Annotated in this window: 19 protein-coding genes and 2 pseudogenes; 4 read left to right on the top strand and 17 right to left on the bottom strand. The window is 60.0% G+C overall.

Translation table 11 applies throughout. From position 1 onward, the window contains the following. Nucleotide 1 precedes the first annotated feature (1 nt). The 5 genes from NCR34_RS14905 to oxlT all read right to left on the bottom strand — a co-directional run bounded on the left by NCR34_RS14905 (nucleotide 2) and on the right by oxlT (nucleotide 4,549). A complete protein-coding gene (locus tag NCR34_RS14905) occupies nucleotides 2-733 on the bottom strand; it encodes a GntR family transcriptional regulator (protein ID WP_175941041.1) in 732 nt (243 codons plus the stop codon). After that, nucleotides 723-944 (bottom strand): hypothetical protein, encoded by a 222-nt coding sequence (locus tag NCR34_RS14900; protein WP_244849861.1) that lies wholly within the window; start codon nucleotides 942-944, stop codon nucleotides 723-725. Before NCR34_RS14900 ends, NCR34_RS14905 begins: the two co-directional genes overlap by 11 nt. A 114-nt stretch (nucleotides 945-1,058) precedes the next feature. Then, entirely contained in the window at nucleotides 1,059-2,072 is a 1,014-nt protein-coding gene (locus NCR34_RS14895; RefSeq protein WP_250500276.1) for a 2-dehydropantoate 2-reductase, read from the bottom strand. A 157-nt stretch (nucleotides 2,073-2,229) separates the two neighbouring features. Then, nucleotides 2,230-3,174 (bottom strand): LysR family transcriptional regulator, encoded by a 945-nt coding sequence (locus NCR34_RS14890; RefSeq protein ID WP_250500275.1) that lies wholly within the window; start codon nucleotides 3,172-3,174, stop codon nucleotides 2,230-2,232. Between the two features lie 22 nt (nucleotides 3,175-3,196). Next, the gene (gene oxlT / locus NCR34_RS14885) at nucleotides 3,197-4,549 is read right to left on the bottom strand and encodes an oxalate/formate MFS antiporter (RefSeq protein WP_175941037.1); all 1,353 of its coding nucleotides are present in this window, start codon (nucleotides 4,547-4,549) and stop codon (nucleotides 3,197-3,199) included. A 402-nt stretch (nucleotides 4,550-4,951) separates the two neighbouring features. On the opposite strand from oxlT, the gene NCR34_RS14880 reads away from it, so the two are divergent. Further along, nucleotides 4,952-5,896, top strand: coding sequence for a LysR family transcriptional regulator (locus NCR34_RS14880; protein WP_206469568.1), 945 nt, complete (start codon nucleotides 4,952-4,954; stop codon nucleotides 5,894-5,896). A gap of 97 nt (nucleotides 5,897-5,993) precedes the next feature. Further along, complete coding sequence (locus tag NCR34_RS14875) at nucleotides 5,994-6,338, top strand: hypothetical protein (protein ID WP_250500274.1); 345 nt, start codon at nucleotides 5,994-5,996, stop codon at nucleotides 6,336-6,338. 98 nt (nucleotides 6,339-6,436) lie between these two features. On the opposite strand, the gene NCR34_RS14870 is transcribed toward NCR34_RS14875, so the two are convergent. Further along, nucleotides 6,437-7,888 (bottom strand): aldehyde dehydrogenase family protein, encoded by a 1,452-nt coding sequence (locus NCR34_RS14870; RefSeq protein ID WP_250500273.1) that lies wholly within the window; start codon nucleotides 7,886-7,888, stop codon nucleotides 6,437-6,439. 287 nt (nucleotides 7,889-8,175) lie between these two features. Between NCR34_RS14870 and NCR34_RS14865 the strand changes: the two genes are divergently transcribed. Continuing rightward, the gene (locus tag NCR34_RS14865; RefSeq protein WP_250500272.1) at nucleotides 8,176-8,571 is read left to right on the top strand and encodes an RcnB family protein; all 396 of its coding nucleotides are present in this window, start codon (nucleotides 8,176-8,178) and stop codon (nucleotides 8,569-8,571) included. A 57-nt stretch (nucleotides 8,572-8,628) separates the two neighbouring features. Here the strand turns inward: NCR34_RS14865 and NCR34_RS14860 are convergent, their stop codons facing one another. Continuing rightward, a complete protein-coding gene (locus NCR34_RS14860) occupies nucleotides 8,629-8,988 on the bottom strand; it encodes an H-NS histone family protein (RefSeq protein ID WP_250500271.1) in 360 nt (119 codons plus the stop codon). A gap of 726 nt (nucleotides 8,989-9,714) precedes the next feature. Between NCR34_RS14860 and NCR34_RS14855 the strand changes: the two genes are divergently transcribed. Next, complete coding sequence (locus NCR34_RS14855) at nucleotides 9,715-10,812, top strand: lipopolysaccharide biosynthesis protein (protein ID WP_250500270.1); 1,098 nt, start codon at nucleotides 9,715-9,717, stop codon at nucleotides 10,810-10,812. Nucleotides 10,813-11,389: 577 nt separating this feature from the next. On the opposite strand, the gene tssJ is transcribed toward NCR34_RS14855, so the two are convergent. The 10 genes and pseudogenes from tssJ to tssC form a co-directional block, all read right to left on the bottom strand. Next, nucleotides 11,390-11,908, bottom strand: a complete 519-nt coding sequence (gene tssJ, locus NCR34_RS14850) for a type VI secretion system lipoprotein TssJ (RefSeq protein WP_250500269.1) — start codon at nucleotides 11,906-11,908, stop codon at nucleotides 11,390-11,392. 29 nt (nucleotides 11,909-11,937) lie between these two features. Then, nucleotides 11,938-12,294 (bottom strand): annotated as a pseudogene (locus NCR34_RS14845) (type VI secretion system baseplate subunit TssG); the annotation flags it as partial. Next, nucleotides 12,293-13,340, bottom strand: a pseudogene (locus tag NCR34_RS14840) (type VI secretion system baseplate subunit TssF); the annotation flags it as partial. The pseudogenes NCR34_RS14845 and NCR34_RS14840, both read right to left, overlap by 2 nt. A 48-nt stretch (nucleotides 13,341-13,388) precedes the next feature. After that, the gene (locus NCR34_RS14835) at nucleotides 13,389-16,919 is read right to left on the bottom strand and encodes an ImcF-related family protein (RefSeq protein WP_250500268.1); all 3,531 of its coding nucleotides are present in this window, start codon (nucleotides 16,917-16,919) and stop codon (nucleotides 13,389-13,391) included. A 3-nt stretch (nucleotides 16,920-16,922) separates the two neighbouring features. Beyond that, nucleotides 16,923-18,380, bottom strand: a complete 1,458-nt coding sequence (locus NCR34_RS14830; RefSeq protein ID WP_250500267.1) for a KPHS_23130 family T6SS system protein — start codon at nucleotides 18,378-18,380, stop codon at nucleotides 16,923-16,925. Nucleotides 18,381-18,382: 2 nt separating this feature from the next. Further along, nucleotides 18,383-18,655 (bottom strand): PAAR domain-containing protein, encoded by a 273-nt coding sequence (locus NCR34_RS14825; RefSeq protein WP_250500266.1) that lies wholly within the window; start codon nucleotides 18,653-18,655, stop codon nucleotides 18,383-18,385. A gap of 385 nt (nucleotides 18,656-19,040) precedes the next feature. Then, nucleotides 19,041-19,916, bottom strand: coding sequence for a T6SS immunity protein Tli3 family protein (locus NCR34_RS14820; RefSeq protein ID WP_250500265.1), 876 nt, complete (start codon nucleotides 19,914-19,916; stop codon nucleotides 19,041-19,043). A 3-nt stretch (nucleotides 19,917-19,919) separates the two neighbouring features. Beyond that, entirely contained in the window at nucleotides 19,920-21,953 is a 2,034-nt protein-coding gene (locus tag NCR34_RS14815; RefSeq protein ID WP_250500264.1) for a T6SS effector phospholipase Tle3 domain-containing protein, read from the bottom strand. Next, nucleotides 21,946-24,426, bottom strand: a complete 2,481-nt coding sequence (locus NCR34_RS14810; protein ID WP_250500263.1) for a type VI secretion system Vgr family protein — start codon at nucleotides 24,424-24,426, stop codon at nucleotides 21,946-21,948. The genes NCR34_RS14815 and NCR34_RS14810 overlap by 8 nt, the downstream gene beginning before the upstream one ends. A gap of 95 nt (nucleotides 24,427-24,521) precedes the next feature. Next, on the bottom strand, nucleotides 24,522-26,054 hold the full coding sequence (gene tssC, locus NCR34_RS14805) for a type VI secretion system contractile sheath large subunit (RefSeq protein WP_250500262.1): 1,533 nt from the start codon (nucleotides 26,052-26,054) through the stop codon (nucleotides 24,522-24,524). Nucleotides 26,055-26,124: the final 70 nt, after the last annotated feature.

The raw sequence follows: 26,124 nt of genomic DNA, 5'->3' as shown, positions 1-26,124 counted from the left end.
CTCAGTCCAGAAAATCGCAATTCGCCTCGACGAACGCCGCGAGATCCAGCGAATGCTGCCTCACGAGCCGCTCGACGAGCTCGGTGTCGCGCTTCTCCAGCGCCTCGATAATGCGCATGTGATCGACGATCGAGCGCGACGCGCGGTCGCTCTGCGAGATCGTCATCTTCCGAATGGCGCGCACGTGCACGAAGATGTTCTTGATCGTGTCGAAGATGATCTGCGACTTCGACAGCCGCACGATGGCCTGGTGGAACGCGATATTCGCTTCCGAATACTCGTCGATATGCTCGGCCGGCGTGCTGTCGCGGAAATTGTCGAACATGTGGCGAAGCTGGGCGATTTCCTCGTCCGTCGCGCGCTGCGTGGCAAGGCGCGCCGCCATGCTTTCGAGCGCCGCCCACATGTGGATCATCTCGACGATCTCGCGCTTGGTCTTGCGCAGGATATACACCCCGCGGCGCGGCACCGTGCGCAGAAACCCTTCCTGCTCCAGAAGCGTCATGGCCTCGCGGATAGGCGTTCGCGAGACGCCCAACGCTTCCGTCAGCTCTTTTTCGTCCAGACGGATTTCTTCCCGCGAACGGTAGATGTCCGCCTCCGCAATCGCCTGTCGCAGTTTCGCGTACGCCTGATCGCGCAGCGAAACCGTGGCGTTGATCGGCTCCAGCGAAAGCGTCAGCCCGTTCGGGCGAACTTCCGGCCTGTCTACGGATTGAGTATCAGATGGCATTGATGGCTTGGTTTCCCATTTGCGGACGGTCCGCGACGACGCGCTTGCCCGAACCGCCGTTCTGGTCGTCCGCCGCGAGTCCGGCAAAGCGACCGTGTTCCTGTGCGCGCTGCAGCATGTCCTGCGGCACCGCCGACGCAATCATAAACGTAACGCCCACACCCACGGCAACCAGCGCGATTCCAACGACTACCAACAAGGCGATGCTCATTTCAGGCTCCGGTCAAATCACTCAAGAGCCTCTAGTATATGTTGCGTCGCAGCAGGACGCAACATATTTTGCATCTTGTATATCAGAAACAACGCTGGCGTCCTTCGATCCAGTTTAGGCCGCTTTTTGCGTCTGCGGCGGCGCTGGAGCCCGCGCGGTTCCCTGATTCACCGCTTCGCGCAGCTTGATCAATGCGAGGACCGCATCGATCATCGGCGTCTCCACGTGCACCAGGCGGCCGATTTCCTGCACGACCGTAATGAGCGGGTCGATCTCCATCGGCCGGCCCGCTTCGCAGTCCATCAGCATCGACGTCTTGTGCGCGCCAACCGCCCCCGCGCCGTTGATGCGCCGCTCCACGTCCACCCGGAAGTTGACGCCGATCTTGTCGCCGATCGCCTTTGCTTCCAGCATCATCGCCTTTGAGAGCGCGCGCGTGCCGGGGTCGCTCGTGAGGACATCGAGCGTCGCGTGCGTCAGCGCGCTGATCGGATTGAAACAGAGGTTGCCCCAGAGCTTCAGCCAGATTTCATCGCGGATGTTGTCGCGCATCGGCGCTTCCATGTCGGCGGCCGCCATGATGTCGTGCAGGGCCTGAAGGCGCGGCGTGATCTCCCCGCTCGGCTCGCCGATGGGAAACTTCTTGCCGTAGTGATGCTCGATGACGCCCGGCTCCGCGATTTCCGCCGCCGGCAGCAGCACGCAGCCGATGGCCCGCTCCGGCCCGAAGACGCTCCATTGCCTGCCGCCCGGATCGATGCTTTGCAGCGTCGTGCCGGCAAGCGCGCCGCCGTGCTGATAGAAATACCAGTAAGGCAAGCCGTTGACCGCGGTGACGATGGCCGTATCCGGGCCGAGCAGCGGCGGCATCAGGTCGACCACGCCGGGCACCGAATGCGCCTTCAGCGCGATGATCACGTAGTCCTGCGGCCCGAGCTCGGCGGGATTGTCCGTACAGCGCACCTTGACGGTGTGCTCTTCTCCGTCGATTCGAAGCCGCACGCCGTTCGCCTGCATCGCCGCGAGGTGCGGCCCGCGCGCCACGAAGCTGACGTCCGCTCCGGCCCGCGCGAGTTGCGCGCCCATGTAACCGCCGATGGCTCCAGCGCCATACACGCAGATCTTCATGCTCGTCTCCTAAGGTCGTATTCGTGCATGCCTCTGATATACCAGATACTACATTCCAAGATCACACAGAACAAGGCGATTCGTGCGGCGGCAGACGAACGAAAACCCGCATGCGGCGGCGGCCTTGCGGTGTCGTCGGGATGAACGGACGCGTCGCTCAGGCCTCGATGGCCTGTGACCTGTTGAGAGTATGCGTCGAGGATGCGATGAAGTGTGACCAGACATGCGCCGCGCCCTCGCGCAGCGCGCGGCCACGGCGGCGCACGATCATCACCGCGCGAGCGGCATCGGGCGCGAGGGGAATGAAGTGCGTGCGGGCGCTGTCGCAGGCGAGGCGGGCGTGCATCGGCAAAACGCCGACACCGAGACCGGCCTCCGCCATGCGCGCCACCGCGACCGGCTGCGTCAGCCGCTGCCGCACTGCGCCCGCCACCGCGTGGCGCGCGAGCGCGGCTTCGACGGCGGCGAGGCTGCCGGTGTCGTCGTCGAGCAGAAGGAGCGGCGTGCCGCGCAACTGCGTCCATTCCAGACGCGCGGCGTCCGCCAGCCGATGCGACGCGCCGACCACCGCTGCGAAACCATCGGCGAATAGCGGCTCGAAGGCGAGTTCGTCGAGATTGTCCGGCGCAATGACGACGCCGATTTCCGCCTCGCCCGAGCGCACGAGTTGCAGCACGGCGCTCTGCGGCCGGTCGATCACGGTGATCGACAGATCCGGCAGCCGCTCCTTGCACGACGCGAGTAGCGCGGGAAGCACGCTCGCCGTCAGGCCGCAACTGCTCGCCACGTGGACAATGCCCTGCCCTTGACTGTCGGCGCGCGGCCGCAGCGTCGCTTCCAGTTCTTCGACGAGCGGCGCGATGCGCGCCAGCAGCTTGCGTCCGGTGTCGGTGAGCGTGACCTGGCGCGTGGTCCGGTCGAACAGCCGCAGCGCGATTTCGTCTTCGAGTTCTCGAATGCTGCGGCTCACCGCCGATTGTGTAATGCCGAATTCGTCGCCGGCGCGAGTGAAGCTGCGGTATCGCGCGAGCGTCACGAAAAGCCGCAACTGATGCAGCGACACCGAAAGCGCATGCGCGGGAGCGGCCGGGCGTTCGCGCATGCGCTGCGTTCCTCAGCGTTCGTTATTGAACCGACGTCTTGCCGGGCGCTTCGGGCCAGCCCGCCTGAAACGACGCGTTGATCGACGAATCGCCCGAGGTGGCGGCGACCGTGTTCTCGATCCAGCGCTTTCTCATCGGCGCGAGCACGAATTTCGCGCACAGTCCCGCGCAAATCGACGTCGTCGCGGCCGTGATGAACACCGCATTCCACGATCCGATCGACGCGAGCACCGACGCGAGCGGCACCAGCATCGAGGCCGTGCCCTTCGCCGTGTACAGCGTGCCCGCGTTGGCGGCGGCGTACTTGCTGCCGAAGGTGTCCGCGCAGGTCGCCGGGAAGATTGAGAAGATTTCGCCCCAGCAGAGGAACGTCATCGCGGCGAACAGCATGAAGAGATACGGATGATGGCCGAACTGCATCAGCCCGAGCAGCGCCACGCCCTCGCCCAGGAAGATGATGAACATCGTGTTCTCCCGGCCGATCTTGTCCGAGATGAAGCCGCAGAGCGGACGCGTGAAGCCGTTGCAGAGATTGTCGATGGAAAGCGTCATCGCGAGCAGCGGCAGCGTAATCCCGAACAGGTTCACCGGCATCTTGGCGAAGCCGTATTCCTTCGCGATCGGCCCGAACTGCGCGGTGGCGATCACGCCGCCCGCCGCGACGAACACGAACATCAGGTAGAGCACCCAGAAGAGCGGCGAGCGCACCATCTGTCCGGTCGTGTAGTCGATTTTGGTGGACACGATCCGCTTGGCCGGCGCCACGTGCACCGGGGGCTTCGGACGCACGAGCATCAGCGCGAGCAGGAAGATGCACACGCCCTGGAAGATGCCGAAGAACATGAACGCGTGCTCGTAGCCCGAGGACTGGATCATGTTCGAGATCGGGATGACCGTGACCGCCGCGCCAGCGCCGAAGCCCGCCGCCGTCAGGCCCGCCGCGAGACCGCGCTTGTCCGGGAACCACTTGAGCGCCGTGCCGACGCACGTGCCGTACACGCATCCCGCGCCGATGCCCGCGATGACCGCCGCGATATAGAGATGGACGAGGCTCGTCGCGTGCGCGTCGATGACCCAGCCGATGGCCGCGCACACCGATCCGCCAATCACGACCGGACGCGGCCCGAACTTGTCGACGAGCCAGCCCTCGACCGGCACGAGCCAGGTTTCCGTGACGATAAAGATGGTGAACGCCGTCTGAATGGCCGCTTGACCCCAATGGTGCTTGGCATCCATCGGCACGACGAAAAGGGTCCAGGCGTATTGGAGATTGGCGACGAGGCCCATGCATAGAATGCCGATCGCCAGCTGGATCCAACGGTTGTGATGACGCCCGTGCGACTGCCCGGACACCACCGTGTCTGCGCTTGCCATGTCTGTCTCCGATATCTGTCTCTGCGCTCGTGCGGCGCTTGGTGTACAGCGAGATCACCGGCGCGGGGCCGGCGGGCGTTGCGGTCGGTCAGGGAAGGTGCTCCGGCCAGGCGGCGCGGGCGTGGCGTCGCGTGTCCAGAAGGGCGATGGGTTCGCGCTGGGGGCCAACATCCGCGTCAGGCGATCGAAGAATCATTTCGAGCGATTCCCAAGAAGTCCGGATGGTCGATGCAGCCCTGTCGGGCTCGATGCTGCGTGCTCTGCGGCGCTCTTGCGTCGGCTGAAAACTGGCTTACAACTGCGGGGCACGTGAAAGCATCGTGGGGGACAAAAATGATTAAGGAAAGTTAAAAAAAATTATTGTATAAGTTAGCTATCGTGAATGGATGAGGGCCTGCCGTGCTGCGAAATGCCACTCTGCGCCAACTCAAAATCTTCGAAACGGTCGCGCGACGCTTGAGTTTTTCGCGGGCGGCGGAAGAGCTCTATCTCACGCAGCCGGCCGTCTCCACGCAGGTCAAGCAACTCGAAGAGCACGCCGGCTTGCCTCTTTTCGAACAGCTCGGCAAGAAAATCTATCTCACTCCGGCCGGGAACGAAATGCTCCATTACAGCAGGGCGATCCTCGAGCAATTCCGTGAAGCCGACGACGCAATGGCGCGTCTCAAGGGTATTTCCGGAGGCACGCTCAACGTCGCCGTGATCAGCGCGGGCGATTACTTCTTTCCTCGTCTGCTGGCCGAATTCACTAAACGTAATACGGATGTCCGCCTCAATCTCGCCGTGCATAACCGCGAGGAACTGCTGCATCAACTGTCCGACAATTTGACGGATCTCGCCGTCATGGTGCGTCCGCCGCGCGATATGGATACGGTCAATGTGTCGTTTGCGCCGCATCCTTATGTGATCGTCGCGCCGCCGGACCATCCGCTTGTCGGACAAAGCGATATTCCGCTGGAGTCGCTTGCCGATGAACCTTTCATCGTGCGCGAGCGTGGCTCCGATACGTGGAATTCAATGGAAGAAGGCTTCGCCGGCAGGCTCACTAATCTGAACGTCGCGATGGAGATCACGAGCACCGAGACCATCAAGCAGGCCGTGATCGCCGGAATGGGACTGAGTTTTTTATCGGCGCATACCATCAGCATGGAATTGCAGGTCGGCAAACTGGCCGTGCTGGATATTGAAGGCTTTCCCGTCATGCTCAACTGGTTTGTCGTGCATCGCAACAACAAGCGCTTGCCGCCGGTGGCGCTCGCGTTCAAGCAATTTCTGATCGAAGAAGGCGCCGCGCAGATAGAAGCGATCACGCATATCGTCGCCAAAACGGGTAAACCCGATTCATAACCGAAGCTAAATGGATAGCCGAAGAAACTTTGACTGTCCTGTATGAATGGCTTTTTCTATCCTGCGTGTATGCCCTGCGGCCACTGAGGAGACGATCATGAGCCAAGCCATGCACAACGACGACCGCGAAGTTCAGGCGCAAGTCTGCGCGTTCAATACCGCTTTCGAAGAACTCGACCTGATGTTCCGCTGGGACGCGGACACGTATCGCTCGCTGGCATCGGCGGACAGCGACTACGGAAAGATCGCGCAGTACATCGAGACGCAGTGTCCGCATTTGCTCAAGGCGTATAGCGCGGAGTTTCTCTGCCAGGCGATCGTCGAGCGCAAGAACATGACGATCGAGGCATGCCGGCAAAATACCGTTCAATACGAGGACAGCACGCAGCGCGCTCGGCTTTGGCGGGCGCGCGACCAGGAAGGCGCGCAGGCGCGCGTTTAAGTCTTTTTATGTCGATGTACTCAGGGCGGCTTCGGCCGCCTTTTGCGCTTTGTTCGAGAACCACCGCGCGTGTTCGACGCGCGGCGTTCATCGGTCGCTCAGGGCGTCAGCGACACCCACACTGCCTTCGGCTCCGTGAAGTTCTCGATAGCCACGTCGCCATGCTCGCGGCCGAAGCCCGAATCGCCCGAACCGCCCCACGGCAGCCGCACGTCCGTGTAGCCGTAGGTATTGACCCAGACAGTGCCCGCCTTGAGTCCGGCCGCCATGCGATGCACCCGTCCGATATCCGCGCTCCACACGCCGGCGGCGAGACTGTAGGCGGTGCCATTGGCGATGCGCAGCGCGTCCGCTTCGTCGTCGAAAGGAATGACGCTCGCCACCGGACCGAAGATCTCTTCCTGCGAGATGCGCATTTCGTGCTCGACGTTCGCGAACACCGTCGGCTCGACGAAGTAGCCGCGCTCGCCCGAGCGCCGCCCGCCCGTCACGAGCGACGCGCCCTCGCCCTTGCCGATATCGACGTAATCGAGCACGGTCTTCATCTGCTTGGCGGAGATGAGCGGTCCCATGTTCGTCTCGCGCTTCGATGGATCGCCGAGTTTGATGGTTTGCGCGCGCTGCGAAAGGCGCTCGACCACGTCGTCATAGGCGGCGCGCTGCACCAGCACGCGCGAGCCCGCCGAGCACACTTGTCCCGCGTTGAAGAAGATGCCCGATGCCGCGGCGCGCACTGCGCTGTCGATGTTGGCATCGGCGAAGATGACGTTGGCCGACTTGCCGCCCAACTCCAGCGTCACGCGCTTGAAGTTGCCCGCCGCCCCTTGCAGGATGCCCCGCCCGACCGATGGCGAACCCGTGAAGGTGATCTTGTCGATGCCCGGATGCGCGACCATCGAATCTCCGACCACCGAGCCCTTGCCGGTGACGATGTTCAGCACGCCCGCCGGCACGCCCGCTTCGAGCGCGAGACGGCCGACCATCAGCGCGGAGAGCGGCGTGATTTCGGCGGGCTTCACGATCAGCGTGCAACCGCACGCGAGCGCCGGCGCGATCTTCCACATGCCGATCATCAGCGGGAAATTCCACGGGACGATGGCGCCTACTACGCCCACCGGCTCGCGCACCGTGTACGTCAGTGCGTCGGGCCGCGCCGGCACGACCTGACCGTTGATCTTGTCGCACCAGCCGGCGTAGTACGCGAGCGTATCGATGGCGGCGGGCACGTCCTGGCGCTGGACGCCGGCAATGGGCTTGCCCGCATCGAGGCTTTCGAGCGCGGCGAGTTCTTCCTGATTTTCGCGGAGCAGCTCGGCAAGCCGCATCAAGATACGGCCGCGCTCGGCGGCGCGAATCGCGTTCCAGGGTTTCAATGCGGCGCGCGCCGCCTGCACGGCGCGGTCCACATCGGCCGACGTGCCCTGCGCGACATACGCGATGGGCTCTTCGGTCGCGGGATCGAGATTGGTCGAATATTCGCCGCCGCTCGGCGCGACGAATTCGCCGCCTATCAATAAGTCATAGCGCTTCAAGTCCGCTCTGCTTTCCATGTCTCGCTCCATGCTTTATTAAATCGTTTCATGGTGAGCCAGAAAGCCGCTCGACGATAGAAAAACATTTTTATTGTTCTTATTCAGCGTCATCTATGGGCGGATATGACGTCGCTATTGTCGATCCGTTCGAGCTTGCTGCCCGATGCGCGTAATGCGAAGTAAGCGTTGCTTACACAATCTCACCCCATCGCGCCGGCATGCAACGTAGAGTGACCGCCTGTTCGCGCACAAGGGGAATAACCCTGGCAAGCGATCAATCACTGCTCTACGAGGAGAAACGTCTCATGAAAAAAGGGATCATCGTTGCGCTGTTGTCTGCTGGTTTCGGACTTACTGCGGGCGCGAGTTTCGCGCAGCAGTGGCACGGCCCGGATGAGAATCACGGCCCTCAAGTCAATCACGCGCCGATGATGCACGGCCACGACGCACACGACGGCCACGATGCACACGACGGGCCCCGCCCGCCGGAGCATGCGGATCGCGACCGCGGTCATCCGGAGTGGCACAAGGGCGATCACCTTTCGAGCGAATATCGCGACCATCAGTATGTAGTCGACGATTGGCGCGGCCACGGCCTGCGTCAGCCGCCGCGCGGATATCAGTGGGTCGGCGTCGGCGCGGACTACGTGCTCGTCGCCGCAGCGACCGGCCTGATCGCCCAAGTCGTATTGGCGCAGTAAGACGGCGCTCGCGCGCGCAGGATGGGCTTACGCGAAGCCTTCAGCCCTGCGCGCGGTTCAGTCTTCGTCCGCGAAGAGCGAAGCCTGCGAAGCCTGTCGCGGCGACAGGCTCGCGGACCGTTCGACCAGAAACGCGTCGCGATCCTTGCCCGCAATCCACTGCGGCGCGCGACCGCGCCCGCTCCACGTCGCACCGCTTTCCGGATCGCGATACTTGATGGCCGCGTCCGGTGCCGAATGCTGCGTGCCCGGCTTCCGGCCCATCAGTTCGTTCAACGAGATGCCGTACTGACGCATCTTCTGGACGATCTCGATCAGCGCGAGGCGCTCTTCTTTGCGCCGTGCTTCGGCCAGTTCCTTCTCCAGCGACTCCCTTTGCGCCATCAACTCGGCGACTTGCGGACTTCTGTACGTCATGTTCGTGATGTGCGATTGAATTGACAGCGGCTCATGCCCCGCCGCCGCGACAAAAACGAGAGGCTATCATGATCGGGCTCGGCGCGAGCAGTCGGCGCCTATTGCTCCCTGGCGCACTTTTCTCAGTCGCAGACACGAATCCTCATATCGATGTCATTCGTTCGTTATCCGAACCACTATCCAAGGCGGTGAATGTCTTTTCCCTCAATGGTTACGCCGTTGTGCCGCATGATGTCATTTTACTAAGGATGCCGAAATATAGTGCGAGTACGCACCCTATGATGACGCAATGATCTGCGCTTAAGGTTTACATTGAAGCGAGAACGAAGTAATCTTTCGCCGCTGCCTCGGGTTCCCGGCAACGCTTGCCTATTTGACGCATCGCTTCGCATAGAACGGGTAAATCTGACTGCTCAGTATCGATGCGGCGGATTCGAGTCAGCGTGGATCGACCGCGCGCTTGCATGTTTCGCCGCGAATCCGCCTTTCATGCGCGATGAGTCGCGCATGACCGAACGCATCGGCGATCTTTTAGTTCGCCCTTGACTGCCTTGCTTCTGGCTGGCAGTGAGTTTCAACCATCTGCTTCATCCATTCGTGGGTCGATGTGCGCCGCGATGCATTTTTCCGCGCGGCCTGCCTCCCTTTCCGTCCGAGCCATCTGAGACGATGAAAGCGCACTCTCATCGTGCAGGACTCGGCATGCATTTAGTACGACTAATAACCATGAAAAAATCGATTCGCCCTTCCTCGTTCGTTACCCGGCCTTTCACGTCGCTCAAGCGCGGCGCGGCAGTCAGCGCGGTGATGACGAGCCTGTTGTTTGCAGCCTGCGGCGGAGAAAGCGGAAGTCCCGTTGACGCAGCCACCGACAAGAGCGGCACGCTCGCAGCAACGGTGAAAAGTGCGAACACCAACGGCTCGATCTTCTATGGCATGAACGGCCATAACAACAGCGGCGGCGCATACGACCGCTCCAGCCCTGAGACGCAGCTTTCGCAACTCCGCGATCTCGGCGCGACGATCTACCGGAACGAGGTCTACAACCAGGCTTCGGCGAACAAGCTCGCGGGCATCGCACGAACCATGGCGGACGGCGGCGTGACCGTCTATCCGGTCATGCTGCTGGGTCTTGGCTATAGCAACGAGCAAGATGCGTATAACGCGGGCTATAGGCTCGGCAAACAGACGGCGAGCGCGTACCACTACAAGTACTATGAGGTCGGCAACGAACTGGAGGCGCGCACGCTAAACGGAAATGTCGATGGCGTCTACTGGCAACACTACGACAATCACCGCTACGAGATTGCACGAGGCATCATTCGTGGGCTGATTGCGGGCGTGAGATCCGAGGACACGGAAGGGAAGATCGTTCTGGGCGGCACGTGGCTGCACTATGCGTTCTATCAGATGCTAGGCGATGGGTCGCAGCCTGACGGCTCGTGGGGCCATCCGACCGTGAACTGGGACATTACGGCATGGCACTGGTACTCTAACGAAGGCGATATCACCAACGCTTGCGGCGGTACGGGCTGCCATGACGTGCTGGCCGTGCTGCATCAGATGGGCAAGCCGATCTGGATCAACGAATTCGGCGTGCGCCCGAGCCTGGGATCGCTTTTGCAGATCGCAAGGTATCTCACGGGCGGCGACATGATGTCCCAGTATGTGAATGTCGCGTCCAAGTACAACATTCAGTCGATTCAGGCATACGAGCTCTACGACGATGCGGAAGGCGCGTATGGAATGATGCGAGGCGACGGGCATACGCAGAAGCCGGCGTATGCGTCTTATCGGGATTTTGTGCGGAATCATCCGCGGTGATGGGGTTGTGAGGGGGCCGATGGGAAAGTGGTAGTGGCGTGGCGTTGAGATTTCTTCGTGGCATAACAGCACCAGCGCGACTACGACGGTTGCACGAAGTTGTGATCGATGCCGTGCGTCATGTCCCGGTTTCATGCATGCGAGGCCACGATGTCTCGACGCTGACTACTGCTACAGCGTCTGGTCCGGGTTGTTGACCGCCGTCGCACGCACTGTGCCGCTCCCATCGGCTACGCCACTTTGCACCGCGGTCTCAGCCTGAACCGCGTGACCCGACGTGATCGCGCTATCGTGCCGACGTTCAGTCAGCCTCAAGACGCGCCCGCGAGCATGGCGCTTGTGGGCCACTCGCGCGACCCTTTCGCGTGGTCGTGGTCGCCGTTCAATCCGCTTAATACGGGGTTGGCCACATAGTAGATGGTGACCGTTCCCTCAGCGCTGGTCGTGAGAGTGTCTTGATAGAGCGTCGTGGCGTGCCCTCGATGTGCCCCACGACTTTGAGATTTAATACGTTCGGCCCGCACGCTCTTGCTCGACACTATGGAAGCGGCGCTGAACGCATCGTTCGTCGCGATGCTCAATTCCGACTTTCGCTTGCAGCAACGCGTATCTTATCCACCAATTCCAGCTTCAGTGGCTTATCCGCATCCAGCATCTTCTTCTCGGCGACGTATTTCCACCCGCTGCCCGTGCCCGGATTCCGGTAGAAGGCAACAACCGCGACGTACTTCGCTTCTGTTTTCATCGGCTGCGACAGGCTGGCGGAAGCGCCCGGGCTCAGTACGGTTGCCATGCTGTCCTGCAGGTCCTGCGCAAGTACCGTGCGATCGTTCTTGAGAAGGGCGTCGTAGGTTGTTCCATCGAAGAGCTTGCGGTCCTTGAGTTGGTAGATCCGAATTGCGACCGAGGTCGCGCGGCCGGCATCGTCGGGATTCAATGCGTCGCGGGCCGATAGATCGATGTTGAGCACCTTCACCTGTCTGTAAAAGACCGCGTGATAGGCGTCCGACGTCGTGTCGGAAACGGCCTGCCACGCGCCGCAGGCCGACAGCAGCCAGACAGACGCGACCATAGTGATGACCAGACGGATAGACATCAACGTTCCTTGGTTTTGCTCGATTTGGTTCAGGTACGGATTGGACTCAAGTACGGATTCGGCGCTGGCGCGGGGAAGGCTTCTCGTACGCCCAGCGGGATGGTGATCATGCGATCGCGCTCGGCCGGTAGCACGGTCGTCCAGCCTAGTCGCGGCGCTGGGCCCACAGGGACAGTGCCGATCGTTGGAACCGGGGCCACGCGCGAGGAAACCTGCATGCAAAGGTGAACGTCTGCCTTGATGCCGACGTACAGTTGCACGAAGGCCATCAGTTCTTGATGCAGCCACGCGCCGGGCAGCAGGTCATGTGCATGCTGCGCATTGTCGGGGCACAGCGTCACGCGCACGGCGCGACTGCGATAGGCAAGTCGCCGGCCGAGCACATAGCGCAAGGGCGCCACGCAGCACCTCCGCATCCATCATCGAGAGAAAGTTCGGCGCGAGGTGTGACAGCACGCGCCACTGATAGCGGTCGCCCGTGGGCGGATAGAGCGGCAGGGTCGGCGCGACGAGGTTGCGCACCCCCATTACATTGGGCGTGCTTTGCGCCAGTTCGCTGAGAGTCGCTTCGCGTAGTCCCTTGCGCGGCAACATACCGTTGGTCCCGGTCACTCGCAGCGAAAGACTTTCTTCCGGCAGCGAATCCATGGTCTCCCAGGCATGCCCGCCCAGCACTACCCACGTCTCATGCATTCCGGACATGCCGGGGCGTACGCGCGCATGAAAATACCGTTCCGGCGCCTCATGACGCAGCATTCCGCCACGATGCCGGAACGTAGTGAACGGCACGTATTCGTAGCGCTCGGCTGTGTAGTGATCGAACGTTCCGATGGCATCGACCGAATACGTTTCGACGTGCTCGCCGTGATGCCCAGCCGGCACGACGCGATACTCCGTTTCATGATGGTTGATCTCGATCGGCTCTGCATCGAGCTCGAAAAGGTTGATCACCGGCGAGCAGAACAGCCTCACATTCTCCTTGTTGAAGTCCTGGTCGGACGGGTATGCGCCACAACACTGCATCGACCTGACGCGTGAATGCGAGGTGCATGGCGAACGCGACGGGGAGGTCGGCACTCAGGTGGAGGCGCAATCGCGACAGATTGGTTTCATCCCGCCGCGCCGAGTGATGAAGCTCGAAGCCGATGCGAATGACCGAGCGACCGTCGTGGCGCACAGAGGGACCGGCGTGGGTGATGGACAGCGGCTGGAGCTGCACGGCCTGGGTGGTCCGGTACAGACATTGCACGGTCTTTGGAGACGCGCCTTCGGCGCCCGCTGGCGGCGGGACACTGATGGGTGCGGACCGGACCGGCACGCCCGCCGGGACCAGCTCGGTTCGCTGCAACTTTTCCCGTAGCGGGATCAGCTCGACTACTGACAGCGACGGAATCATGCGCAAATAATGCGGCCACAGCAGACTCACCAGCCCGCTCGCGTCTCCACATGCTTAGACGACCGTTCGCAACAGCTCTTCGGTCTAAGTCCCCCGTGGGAGCGAACCTTGCGGCAAAGGCATCACGGCGTGTCTCGCCGCCGCGATTGCGGCCGGTGGTAATGGCGGCGGACTGCTCGCGGACGGTCGAGGGCTCGCCTGCGCACCTCCGCTCACAAAAATCCGCGTCGGCAGTGCGAAGTGCCGGAGTTGCAGCACATCGAGCGGCCCTGCGCCCGCGTCGCTGCGCATCTGGGCCTTGAGGGCGATACCCTCGCTGTTGTCGGGCGCCCACGTCAGGAGATAGCGCGCACTGTCCTGCTGAATGACGTGCGCGCTTTCCAACAGACGGATCGCACTGAACGCACCCTGCGCATCCGTTCCTGAGCGCAGGCCGCCCTTCTCCGTCTGCCACTCGATGTGCGACACGTTCTCCAGCGACTGGCCCGGCCACTCGAACGGAACCCATTCCTCTTTCTGATTGAAGTAGTCGAACTCACGCCCGGATAACACGATCTTCATCTCTGTGACGCCTGGCGTCGCAACGCCACGCATATCGAACCTGACATGCGCGTCGCCCGCCGGGAACAGCACGGTCGAAACGCGAGTGAGCCGGTTGAGCGCTTCGAGAAAGGCAGGATCAAGCGTGAGCGAGCCATGGTCGGCGCCTTGCGCTGCTACCCAGCGGTCGCCCTGGCGTTCGATAACACCAGCAAGTTGTGTCTCGACGAACCGGGTGATTACGCCGTTATTCGGGCGCATGAAGCGCGCCATCTCGGGCAACGAAGCATCGATGTCGGAATCGGCAAACGGATAGTGGCCACCGAGAGTGCGGTTCCAATCGGCGAGAACGGAGGAACGCCAGATGTCGTTCAAGCTCGCTGACGCCGGCTGAACGACCGCCTGCCAAGTTTGATCGAGCGGCGCCTGCAACAACTGCCCGAAGCCCGCCCATTGCTCGCCGAGGCTTGCGGCCACGCGGCTCGCATAGTCCCGGCTTTCCGCGATATCCGACGTCTTGCCCTGCAGGACCGCCTGCGCCGCAACCCGCGACATGGCGTCCGTGTCGGCGCTATTCACCATCTGCTGCACCTTCAGACGCATGGCTGTCACGCGCTCGAGATAGCGCGCGAGACTCAAGTCGCCGCTGGTGCCCAGTTGCGCCGCAGCCTTGCCGGTTTTGCCCGGCGCGGCAGACATGAGGTCACTGCCCGTCAGCCGCAGAATGGGGCCGAAGGCGGTGGCAAGCGGAACGAACTGTGGCTGTGCCTGTTTCGACGGATCTTGACTTCCGCTGCTGACAAGCTGCTGCGCCTTGCTGATCAACGTGTCCGAGAGCGACTGCACACTTGCGCCGGTGCTTGCCTGATAGACGATCGCGTTCATCAGCGCGACCAGCGGCGAGCGTTGCGGATCGCCCAGCAGGTTCAGCTGGTCGGCCGTCGCCGACAGCGTTGCGGCCGGTTGCCAGCGCAGGCTATTTAGGAAGTGCTCCCATGCGCGTGCGTAGTCATCGAAATAGCGCTGGCGCAGTTGAGCCTTCAGCGTCGAAGGCGCTTGATTCGCGGTCTTGGCGTCAGACAGCACCCAGTCGCCGGCCACGTTGCCCTTCTCGCTCGCCTCGTCGATTGCCTTCGAGATGCGTTCTTCCCACGCAGCGCGCGTGAAAACACCCGGAATGGTCTGCGTCGTGTTGAATAGACCCCGGCCCGTGGTGTCACCGAGCAGCGTCGCCAATGAGACCGGCGGATATTTAGGCTTCGCTTCGTCGACAATCTGCTGGTAGATCGCGTCAGTCGAGTTCTGGATGCCGCGCACGCCGATGATGGTCTGGCGCGTGGACGCGATGAGACCACTATCCGGCGTGATGGCAAGCGACGAACCGCTTGACGACGTTCGATGCCCGAGGTGGTCCGCAAAGAAGGCGACGGTGTGCTGCCGCAGGTCGTCCCATGTGCCTGAAGATAGTGGCGAATCGATAGGCCGTGCGGGAACCGCCGTCGGAATCAGCTGAGGCGTGAGAAATGCGGCGACTGCGCGCTCTGGCCTTGCGAGCATCAGATAGGCCTTGAGGGTGTCGTAAGCGGTCTCTGCCTGTGCGCTGCCCCCGCTCGCGATCTCTTCATCGGACATGGAGGCAAGCTGGCGCAGGCGATCCTCGAGCCTTTGACGAATCGGGGCGACGAGCACGTTGCTTGCGGCGTCGTCATAGGCCGGCCAGATCGCGGCCAGCAATGCATTGTCGCGATTCAGGCCAAAGCGCGTAGCCCACGGCGCACCATCGCGCTGGCGCGTCTCTAGGGTGTCGATCTGTTTGTCGAGACTGTCGAGGGCCTGCATGGACTGCGTGCGATTCTGAGCGCCCGCAAGCTGCCCGACCTTGTCCCGGGCCATACTGATCATTGTACGATTCGCGAAACCCGACAGCATCGTACACGCGATCCAAAGCGCCATCGATGCGGTCGCGATCCATGCGGCGGTGGTTGAAAGCGAGAAGCCGACGCGACGGCCGTAAACCTTGCGGCTATGATCTGCGATCGTTTGCCAGAGCGCGGGATTTCGGATCTGCGCTTTCCGAGTTGCTGAATTGGGGCTGCGCACTGATCCCGAGAAAACGGGAGCGAAAAACACGCCGTGGACATCGTTGCGCCATACGGTCGATTTGCTGATCCGCGTCACGAGATCACAGAGCCGGTTCCGTGATTCATCGATACGCTGGGATAGCTCGGCAATAACGCGATCGCGTGGATCATGCGCAAGGCGCAGAACGCCAGCCTCGGCAAGCTTTTTTGCGAGACGGAGCAACAATGTGTCTAATTCGGTACCCGGCATTTGCCTTTTCGCCCAACTCAATCCAATTCCCTCATCCGGATCTCGCACCGTGCCATGGCACTCGGCAACGTTCACCACGTATACGGGTGCGGCCCATCCCAGCCAGCGCGCGGCTTGTGCAAGACGCTTCGCCAGGTTATCCGCGTAATCTAAATCATGTGGTCCGTGTTCGTCGGACGTGACCGACACTAACGCGTCAACAGGGCGATGAGGGCGGACGCGCCGAATGTGCGACATCCACTCGCGGTCCGGCTCACCGTCGTTCCAATCTGCATAGAGGATGACTGTTTCGCCGCGAACCACGTAGCGAGTCGTCGTCAGCCCTGGCAATAAACGTTCGACGAACTCCCTCTCTCCGACAATGAGAAGCCAACGTGTTCGATCGCGCGATCGACGCCCACCTTCGAGACTACGTGTAAGTTCGCGCGCCGTAATAGACGGAATAAGACTATTGCGCGTGGAGGACGTGACATACTCCGATGCTTGACCAAGCCCTTTCACGCCGGGCCGGTGAGCTTTGGAAAGCGATCGGTCCACAACGAGGGTGGATAGCATGACGGTTAACACGACCGCTAGCAGCCCGAACCCAATGCTCAAAACACGGTCAAAGTTCCAGCCGAGAAGCGATCCAATGAACCAAACCACGCCCGCGATAGTGATTAACGCGCCAGCGGTTATCCATAAATGAGATATTGCTGTTCTCTCGTTTGTATCACGGTCTAACCGATGATCTGACAGACTCATTATTCAATATGCCCTGCAATCGTACTCGCGCCCGCCATACATAGGGGGCAAACGGCCGCCCTGCGCCTCGATCTCGCTTACCGTTCTTATTCGGACCATGCCCGGATGAAACAACCGCAGCGCCAATGCACACATGACCGCACCGGCCACGCCTGCGGCGAGCCACGGGAAAAAATCTGGTGCCTTGAAGAACACGCCAAGCAACACCGCAAAAATAGGACAGATGCTCACGAGGACGACCGACGCGTGCGACGCAGACGGCGGCGGCGGATCCATTCGACGGGGAGAGGTCGCCTCGTTTGCGGATGCAACTAGAAGGAAAGCCTGTCTACCCTCTTGACAGGCCAGTAGCTGAGCACCTTGCCCATACTGGACCAATTCCGCCGCTAGTGCGAGGGACACCCAAGGGTTGATCGGGCCGACTGGACCAATGCAGTCGCACACACTCACCATCCCACTGGTTCCACCCTCAAGCACTAGCCCCGAATCACCGACTGCACGCGACAGTGCATACCCCTCCGCTTTGCCTAGATTGCAGTGCCAACCCGAGCGAATGTCAGCGAGCGGGATCGCTCCCGATTCGCCCAATTGCTGAAAGTCCGCGCACATTGAAGCCGTCGATACCGGCATAGCTCGGTAAATCCGGACGACGGGAACGCCAGAGTCGAGCCGCGGTAAGCTCGGCTGAAAGAGGTGCGCCACGGCCGACTCCGTGAACTGCGCCAGGTAGCCTCCATCGTCATGAAGTTGAATACACAATAAAAGCACGTGACTGCGCTCGTCGATCACGCTGCGCTCGATCGTCTGCCACGATATCTCGGATACCACCTCAACAGACGCACGTATGCTTAGATCGAGTCTATCCCACTGTTTCCGTAAGGTTATCTCCGTCAACTCCGCATCTATGGCCGACCCTGCCCATGCAACAATTCGTAGCGTGCCCTCGATACTGGAGGACACCAACGTGTCCTTCAGTTCACGCAATAGTCGCTCTGTGATCCGTTCGGCGCGATTCGACCGAAAATCGTCTACTATCCCTTCTAGGCGTCGAACGTCGGTTTTATTCTGCGGCGCTGTTCCCGACAATCCTGCGATCTTCTCAGCCATGGCTTCTTCGACAAGCAGGATCGAGAAGCCACTCAAGACGACATACTGCCGAGTCCAACGTTGCCATACCAATAGCACTGCGCTCGCATAGTACTTGAAGCAACTAGTGCCAAAGGCCGTCATGCTCGCACGATGCCAAACCGCGCACAGAAAAGCCGAGCTTATTGTCGAGGGAACGCCAAGCAAGCAAAGCCAGAATTCCATGTCCCCTGAGTGCTCATGATGCTTCGGCCAAGAGAAGAAAACAATTGAAGTCGTCACGAGGATGAGACCGATCGAGGCCACACCCAGCAACCAGACCGAAGGCCCTTTAGATACTGGTAGTTCTTCGAACTTCGGAATCGGCCAACCCATACTCACACTCCCAATTCATCGGTGCTGGCGAGTAGCCTCGCGCCGCAGGCAGTTCGGCAGCCGTGCACCGCGATAGGATGCCCGTTTTCCGTGTAACCTTCATCACCTTCAACGATTTGCACTATGCCGTGCTCGGGGCACCTAACCCGGTCGCCACGAAGCGCGCAGGCGCGACCGCCAATGACCAACGTGGTAGAAGCTGAAATGACACTTCCGCCGTGGTCGGTCGTGTCGCCATATCGAATCGGTGACTTGGTCACTACTAGTCCTTTCATTCGTAAAAGTGAATTTCTCTTGCTGGAAGACGTGTAAGACTAGGTTCTCGCTATATAGCGTTCCCTGACGTCACTTATGCAGCCTCCCCGACCTTCGGCTCTCACGTTCGCAAGCGCTTCGCGGCGCGAGACGATCCCACATATGACCCAAAAAAGCGCCCCCAGCGAGGCCGAAAAAACATCCTCGCACCAGTGAAAAAATCATGGAGATAATAGCTGCAACGTCCCAAAAAAATAATTGCTCCCCTGACTGATCGAAAATTCGGTAACTGACAAGTGCGCCCACAAACCCACCTAGAATTGCACCCCAAAGAGGCCCTGGAACTCTCATACATCGTCCAACCTTCTGTTCCTCGATATTGGAAACGACCCTGGAGAGTGGCTCTCACTCAACTGTGGGATTCGATCTTTTCCTCACTTGTAGCAGACGCGATCCAAAATAGACCGGAGCGCCAATCGTGTACGCCTCAAGCGAATATATGATTCCCGGAATGCCCGCCAAGCTGTTTCTCTTCGGAACAATCCCGACCTTTGGATCGCACCTCATATGATCCCATCCCTTATAATTCGTCACCTCGGGAGCCTTGCTCTTGAGGTCTCGAAATTCAGGCGAATCATAGTCGGAGATTGAGTGCTCCTCGCCCTTCACGGGATAGTCGAGATAAGTGCGCCCCCAAGCTTCCCCAATCGGCAAAGAACTCTGTATGACTCGCCCATTTTTCATCTCGATATAGCCACGGTCATCGACCACAACGAATTGCTTGACGTCCTGTGGCATGGGAAATTGACCATCATAGTGACCCCAATCTGGAACGAAAACATGCGCGTCGTTTTCGAACGTTCTCCCCCCGTCGCGGGACATTAGGATGCCACTGAAGTCTTCTAGCGGAATGGCAATGTACCGCGTCGATGGATGGACATAACGATAGAAGACAATGCGGTAAAACTGCGGAGATGCCTCACTTCTGATTCCAAGCTTCGAATCGACGTACCACAATGCGCCTTCACAGTCCCATCCTTTCAGTTCAAGCCAGCGGTGATCGTCGAACCGATAGATGACTTGCACGGGTGGATCCTTCGGCAGCCGCGCCGCCACGCCAGGCACCAGTGGCACGGCTGCAATAAGTCCAAGCGCAACCGAGATTGCACGCAGAATCTTGGCCCGACCGCGGTTCCATAGCCATGCAAAGAAGAGAACAATGCATCCCATACTCCAAAGCGGCACTACCCACCAGACGAAGGCGGTGTAATTAGCTGCCATGGTTCAGCCCTCCACATGCGGGTTCGGCAACGGCCACTGCCCCGTTCCACCAGCAGGCGTGGTTATCGCATCGTAGGAATCGAGCAGAACGTGTTGCACGGGAAAAGCCCATGCCGATGCGCCCACGTGTGCATAGCGATTGACGATTCCAGCAGGCAGTTTCGGATTGTTCATTTGTCGTTTGATGCCGGGCGGCAATAGTCCGCTCGTGAAATATCGTTTAGCGTCCGAATCTGGATTTTTCGGATGCCGCCAATCCCCGCGATGCAAAAGGCTCCACCAGAATTTTTCATCGTCGAACGCCACACTCAGTCCTACTGCAACGTCGAACGACATGCACTTTTCAATCGTCTCATGGCTCAATGTGATAGCCGAGTGCTGTGACCAATTTGATTGTCGTTTTGCCAATCTCGCAAGTCCATCCGCCTCTGTCTCAAAGCGGTCCACCAAGACGAAACCCGGATTGCCGTGCATCACCCACGCCCGCGCCACCTTATACGGATAGCCACGCGCCCCAAGCGTTACATTGATCGCACTCTGATCAGCCGCCACGTACGGGACTTGCGTGGCGGAAGGGTCGCTCTCGACACCCGTTGCGAGATTTACAACCTTTCTCAGCGTCCTCGCACCTTCGGCACCCAACGCAGTGCCTGCAAGATGCTCGCCTAGCCGATCCTTGCCTTCCAGAACGGCGAATTTATACGGCTCTGGAATGGCTGGGCCATTAATAGTCCGCTTCCCCTTGTCACTTGGAATCGGAAAAGCTCCATATGGAATTTCAAACTGCTCTGGGCCCACGCCGACGACATGCCCGTCCGAGAACACGCGCTGTTTGAAGTTCTCCCCCAACATCTTGAGCGCGACGTCCTCCACGCCTTGCCAACCGATTCCTTGGACATTGGGATGACTAACGACAGTATCTTGCGGGCAAAAGTAGTTGTAGACGGTTCCGAAGTTATCGCGGCTGTGACACGTCTCAGACCACGCCTTCGGGTTAGCTACGCCAGTACTGACGATACGCGACGACTCTACTGGCCTGCGCGCGTCATGCATCAACTTTACGAAATTCGAGAGAGTCTGAACGCGTGCGTCCCGAGACTGATGCTTTCCCGGAAATTCGAGCTCGATCTCGTTGGGGTCCAAGGCATAGGGCGAATCGCAGAGTATCACGCTGTCGACCGGCCGCTGTTTTGCTTCACGCACCATGAAGTTTGCCAGCATGGTTATCTCAGTACCCTGGCTATGAGCAATGATGTTGATAGCATCGTACTTAGCCGACGGGTGCTGACGGATCTCCAAGATCAAATCGGCGAGCCTGCGAGCGGCATGCACGTAGTAGATTCGATGCGGGTTCCTGTAAAGCCGAGCATCGGAACCTGAACCCAATCGCGCTATGGCAGCGCCTAGGTTGTAAAGCCGCCCACTAACGCCTGGCCCCCACATGTCGACCAGATTGTTCGTCGCATTAGGGAACGGGCCGCCGTCTTTCGAATAATGCTTGCTTAGCCAATTGTCGAAGTTGTCTCGACATGCGTATCCGGTCGAGGCATCGGTGCGACGGTCGATGTAATAAGCATCATACGGCAAATCGGGATTGTGGTTGCTGGCGTCGAGCTGTGCTTTGTAGCGACGCTGATCCTCTAGGTAGGCATCACGATCCACAGGCCTATATCCCCAGTGGAAAGGAATGACGGGAGAGCGCCCTTCTTCCCTGACACAAGGCAAGGACGGAACGTTATCTAGATTCAACTCCGGAATATTGTCCTCCGACCCTTCCGTCCAGGTCCCCCACTTATGTGGCGTTAGATCATCGCGTCCAAGGCGTTTATTCAGCCCCGCGCAGATATGCTTGTCGATGAGCGGCATGAACTGACCGTCATCGTTCACCCCGTGAATCGCGATGACGATACATGGCATCGGCCGCTTGGCGGGAACTTTGCATTCGAGCATTGCACCGCTATGAGCGGGCATCGGGATGGCTTGCACGCCTTCCTTCGAATTGCGAAGACTATTTTGCTCGATTGTCGCGTTACTCATGACTTGCACCCAGCACTTCAATCTTCAAGTTTTCTACGTCGTTGCGCTCAAACAATGGGCTCATACCATTCGCGTCTGTAACGCCCTCCTTAGTGTTTCCGTCGGGCAGATGAACCCGGAAACGATGATGCCCAAGCGGCGTGTCTGGATCGTCTTCCGGGTGCAAAAAGAACTTGCGTGCGAACGAGCCACTCGCAAACGACGGCATTGCCGCCGACGCCGTCTCGGCCCCGGCCTTCGATATTGACGGTGTTTTGACGAGAAAATTGCTACTACCGCCGACTTGCGGTTGGCTACCGGCCAACTTGAAGAACGCGCCACCGCCATTCGAAATAAGCAATTCCTCCTGCGCGGCTAGCAACAATCGCTTCCCCTTTATGATCACATCACCACTTGCAGTTAGCTCGATGGGGCCTGACTGAGCTTGAACCTGCACGGGACCATTCACGGCGAACAGCTTGAGTCCAAGCTTGTGGGCAAGAAGCGAAACAGCCTTGCCCGCCGCGACCGCGAACTTCTCTACGACGTTGAACTCTGCGTTTCCACCAGTCGTAGCAGTGATGTGCCTTCCGCTCGACATTTGAATATCGGCAGGCGTTACTGATACGATGCCATCCGGTGCACTAGTAAGCACTATCGCTTTCTGGAGTTCGGCATAGTCATTCTGCAGGCGCGCTTGCTGCGCTCTAACGTCTGCTAGCTCGGCCTGAGCTGCTTGCACGATGGACTGTAGAGAGGTGGATTGGTCGCAAGCCGCTTGCAACTGGTTCATCGCCTCTTGAATGTCTAGCTGCTTGCCTGAAGCATTCGGTTTCGCATCCGCGCTCAATAGCAGGCCCTTTCCGCCTCTGACCGCTACGTGCTCATCGCTGCGCAACTCCGCACCCCGCCCCCGCTCCTTCCGCTCCGCATCGACCATATGCCCAAGATTAAGCTCACTGGTCTGAAACGGCGTCGTAAGGTGAATGTGCTCGATGCCCTCCTTGTCCTCCATCCGCAACTCATTCTGCGCGGCCGTTCGAATGAGATTGCGAGTGTTGTTCAGATTGGTGACAAGGTCGGGATGCAGGCTGTCATGCATCGCCCCGACGATCATCGGGCGATTCGGGTCCCCGGCAGTGAACTGGAGCGCAACCTCGGCTGAGTCGATCAGCGGGAAATGGTGTCCGTAGTTGTCGCCACTATAGGGCTTGGCGAACCGCACCGGCCGGCTCGTCCCACCCGGGCTCCACTCGTCCAAGTCGAACGGCAGCTTTATTACGTACCAGCCTTCTTGAGTCAAATAGGCGTATCGGTAATTCCCGGGTGAGGTGATGCGTGCCGGCAGGATGCCGTTGATAGCCGGGCGCTCAATCGAATCCATTGGCGTTCGCCATACCCGGTCGGACGGGATGCCCTCGAACGTCACCCTATAGGACTTGTTGCGCGCGCCATGCGAGCGCACCGACGTGATGAAGATCCCGTGCTTTGCATCGACCTGTACAGGGTCGATTTGCATGACTTCACCGGCTTCCAGCCAGAACGGATTACCTGTGCCGATAAAGCTAACCTGCTCGGCCAAATGGGCCTCATGCCGCAGGCGCGCGATCGTCCGGCCCTCTTCGGGCGTTTCGTAGTGCTCACCCCAGTGGTAGTCGACCGCATTGGTGGTGTCGTCGCCTTTCGCGGCATTCTCTTCGACGAGCAGCGACACGTCGGCTTGCCGATGATTGTAGTCATGCAGCCGCACCGACTCCGGCACGCGTCGAGTACGCCGGCGCAACGTCTTGATCGAATCCGCACCGACACTTTCTAGCCCCGAATCTCGACGGAACGGTACGGTCCGGGGCTTGCGAGCATACGCATCGAGATCGTCACCGAAAACGACCACGGCGTAGTCCTTCTTCTGCTCCCAACGGAACCAGATGCCCTCCTCCGCACAGATACGCTGTATGAAGGCGAACGTCGTTTCGTGGTACTGCGTGACGTATTCGTGGCGTTTGTATTCCCGGCGGAGCTTGAAGACGAAGTCGACTCCGGCCCGGTAGCCTTCATGACGCAGCGTGTCGGTGATGATCTCTTCCACCGATTGCTTCTGGAACAGCCGGCTTGTCTTCCCTCGATTCAAATCGGCCAGCTTGGGTTCCAATACAGCGCGATAGCGGGTCTCATCAGCCGAAGTGTCGCACTCGTCGAACTTCGTGATGATGCCGTGAATGGCGTATGCCGGCGCCTTCTTGCTGTACTTCTCCGCATCGTTGCCGTACATCCTGCGAAGCGTGCCCATGTTCGGGTCGATCGGATCGATGGCAAACCGGGCGGGGCGCCCGAGTACCTGATCCATCGGGATTCCGGCCACGGGGCTTGTGAATTCGATCTCGTATCGGTAAAGCTGGCTGATTCTGTCTGAACCAGCGAACTTCAATATCGAGAACGGCGCCGGATGCGGCGCCAGCTTCAATTCATAAGCCTGTAAAGGCATGACCATCGACATCGGAAATCTCACTTAACACGCGAACACAATGGCACAGCCGGGGCACCAATCGGTGCCCCGGCGAGACCCTACGGGATACGTCAATACCGCCCGGGTTAGCTCTTGGCCTTGGGCATCTGCGACACGAGCGACAGCCCGATGTCCATACCCTCGACCTGGAAGTGCGGGATGATGAAGAGCTTGATGCGGAAGAAGCCCGGATTGTCTTCGATATCTTCCACCGTCACCTTGGCATCACGCAGCGGATGCGAAGCTTGCAGTTCGTCGCCCGGATCCTTCATCTCGGTCACGAGACCCTTGATCCAGTTGTTCAACTCCAATTCGAGCAGACGGCGGTCCTTGGTCGTGCCGATGTTCTCGCGCTGAATGAGCTTCAGGTAATGCGCGATACGAGAGAGCAGGACGATGTACGGCAATCGCGCGTTGATGCGGCTGTTGGCCGTCGCTTCTTTCGTCTCGTAGAGCGCCGGCTTCTGCGTGGAATTAGCCGAGAAGAAACACGCGAAGTCGTGGTTCTTGTAGAACGAGAGCGGAATGAAGCCGAGATTCGCGAATTCGAATTCACGCGTCTCGGGAATCAGCACTTCGGTCGGGATTTTCGGCTGAACGCCGGTACCGAGGTCGTACAAGTGAAGAGGCAGGTCCTCGACCTTGCCACCCGCTTGCGGGCCACGAATTTGAACGCACCAGCCGTTAGTTACGAAGCTGCGCGTCATGTTGGCCGCGAACGCGAACGATGCGTTCACCCACAGGTATCGGTTGTGGTCCGGGCCTTTCACCGCTTCTTCGTAATTGAAGGCACGCACCGGCACCGTGTCTTTGCCATACGGCAAGCGGCCGAGCACACGCGGCATCGTGAGACCCACGTAGCGGGCGTCGTCGGTGTCGCGGAAGCTCTTCCACTTAATGTACTCAGCGCGGTCGAAGTAGTTGCCGATATCCTGGATCGCCGCGACTTCTTCCATCGACTTTTTGCCGAAGAACGCCGCGCCCACCGAGCCGATGAACGGCATGTGAGCCGCCGCGGCCACCTTCGATATGTTGCGCAACAGCGCGATATCCATCGGCGAGTTCTCGAACTCGAAGTCGCTGATCATCGCGCTGATCGGCTGCCCGCCCGGCGTGTCATATTCTTCAATGTACGTGAGGCGATACAGGCCGCTCTGGATGAGCTCCGGCGTATCCTCGAAATCGCGCTGCAGTGCTTCCTTCGAGACGTCCAGCACCTCAATGCGTGCGTTGCGACGGAAGTCGGTGCGCGATACGAGCATCTTGAGACCACGCCAACGTCCTTCGAGCGCCTGGAACTCCGGCGCGTGCATCACGGCGTCGAGCTGACGGCTAATTTGGCGATCGAGCTGGCCGATATGGAAGTCGAGCAGCGACTTGTCGAGCCGGTCGACCGGCTGGCTGGATTGCGCCACGAGGTCGAGGAAAGCCCCCATGCCTCGGGCGATGCGCTCGTCAGCCGACGCTTCCGAGAGCATGTCGTTGTCGCGAAAGGCTTCGAGCGGACGCGCCTGGGCGACCGGTTTCAGATTGATTTTGTCGCACAGCGAGGCATAAATGCTGTCGTGTTCGAGCACAACGGTCTCTGTTGCGCGCTGCCGGGATTCGTTCTTGTTCATTGTTCGTTCTGTCTGCTTAGGTAGTGCAGCCTCGTTGCGAGGCGGCGATGGCTTGTCTGGGCCGTCGGCG

It is taken from the genome of Caballeronia sp. GAWG1-5s-s (genome assembly GCF_023631445.1).
Lineage (GTDB): Bacteria > Pseudomonadota > Gammaproteobacteria > Burkholderiales > Burkholderiaceae > Caballeronia.
This window is presented reverse-complemented; position numbering and strand designations above follow the sequence as displayed.

Coding starts and splice junctions, on each gene's coding strand:
- NCR34_RS14905 (WP_175941041.1), bottom strand. CDS start 733: ATGCCATCTGATACTCAATCCGTAGACAGGCCGGAAGTTCGCCCGAAC.
- NCR34_RS14900 (WP_244849861.1), bottom strand. CDS start 944: ATGAGCATCGCCTTGTTGGTAGTCGTTGGAATCGCGCTGGTTGCCGTG.
- NCR34_RS14895 (WP_250500276.1), bottom strand. CDS start 2,072: ATGAAGATCTGCGTGTATGGCGCTGGAGCCATCGGCGGTTACATGGGC.
- NCR34_RS14890 (WP_250500275.1), bottom strand. CDS start 3,174: ATGCGCGAACGCCCGGCCGCTCCCGCGCATGCGCTTTCGGTGTCGCTG.
- oxlT (WP_175941037.1), bottom strand. CDS start 4,549: ATGGCAAGCGCAGACACGGTGGTGTCCGGGCAGTCGCACGGGCGTCAT.
- NCR34_RS14875 (WP_250500274.1), top strand. CDS start 5,994: ATGAGCCAAGCCATGCACAACGACGACCGCGAAGTTCAGGCGCAAGTC.
- NCR34_RS14870 (WP_250500273.1), bottom strand. CDS start 7,888: ATGGAAAGCAGAGCGGACTTGAAGCGCTATGACTTATTGATAGGCGGC.
- NCR34_RS14865 (WP_250500272.1), top strand. CDS start 8,176: ATGAAAAAAGGGATCATCGTTGCGCTGTTGTCTGCTGGTTTCGGACTT.
- NCR34_RS14860 (WP_250500271.1), bottom strand. CDS start 8,988: ATGACGTACAGAAGTCCGCAAGTCGCCGAGTTGATGGCGCAAAGGGAG.
- NCR34_RS14855 (WP_250500270.1), top strand. CDS start 9,715: ATGAAAAAATCGATTCGCCCTTCCTCGTTCGTTACCCGGCCTTTCACG.
- tssJ (WP_250500269.1), bottom strand. CDS start 11,908: ATGTCTATCCGTCTGGTCATCACTATGGTCGCGTCTGTCTGGCTGCTG.
- NCR34_RS14835 (WP_250500268.1), bottom strand. CDS start 16,919: ATGAGTCTGTCAGATCATCGGTTAGACCGTGATACAAACGAGAGAACA.
- NCR34_RS14830 (WP_250500267.1), bottom strand. CDS start 18,380: ATGGGTTGGCCGATTCCGAAGTTCGAAGAACTACCAGTATCTAAAGGG.
- NCR34_RS14825 (WP_250500266.1), bottom strand. CDS start 18,655: ATGAAAGGACTAGTAGTGACCAAGTCACCGATTCGATATGGCGACACG.
- NCR34_RS14820 (WP_250500265.1), bottom strand. CDS start 19,916: ATGGCAGCTAATTACACCGCCTTCGTCTGGTGGGTAGTGCCGCTTTGG.
- NCR34_RS14815 (WP_250500264.1), bottom strand. CDS start 21,953: ATGAGTAACGCGACAATCGAGCAAAATAGTCTTCGCAATTCGAAGGAA.
- NCR34_RS14810 (WP_250500263.1), bottom strand. CDS start 24,426: ATGTCGATGGTCATGCCTTTACAGGCTTATGAATTGAAGCTGGCGCCG.
- tssC (WP_250500262.1), bottom strand. CDS start 26,054: ATGAACAAGAACGAATCCCGGCAGCGCGCAACAGAGACCGTTGTGCTC.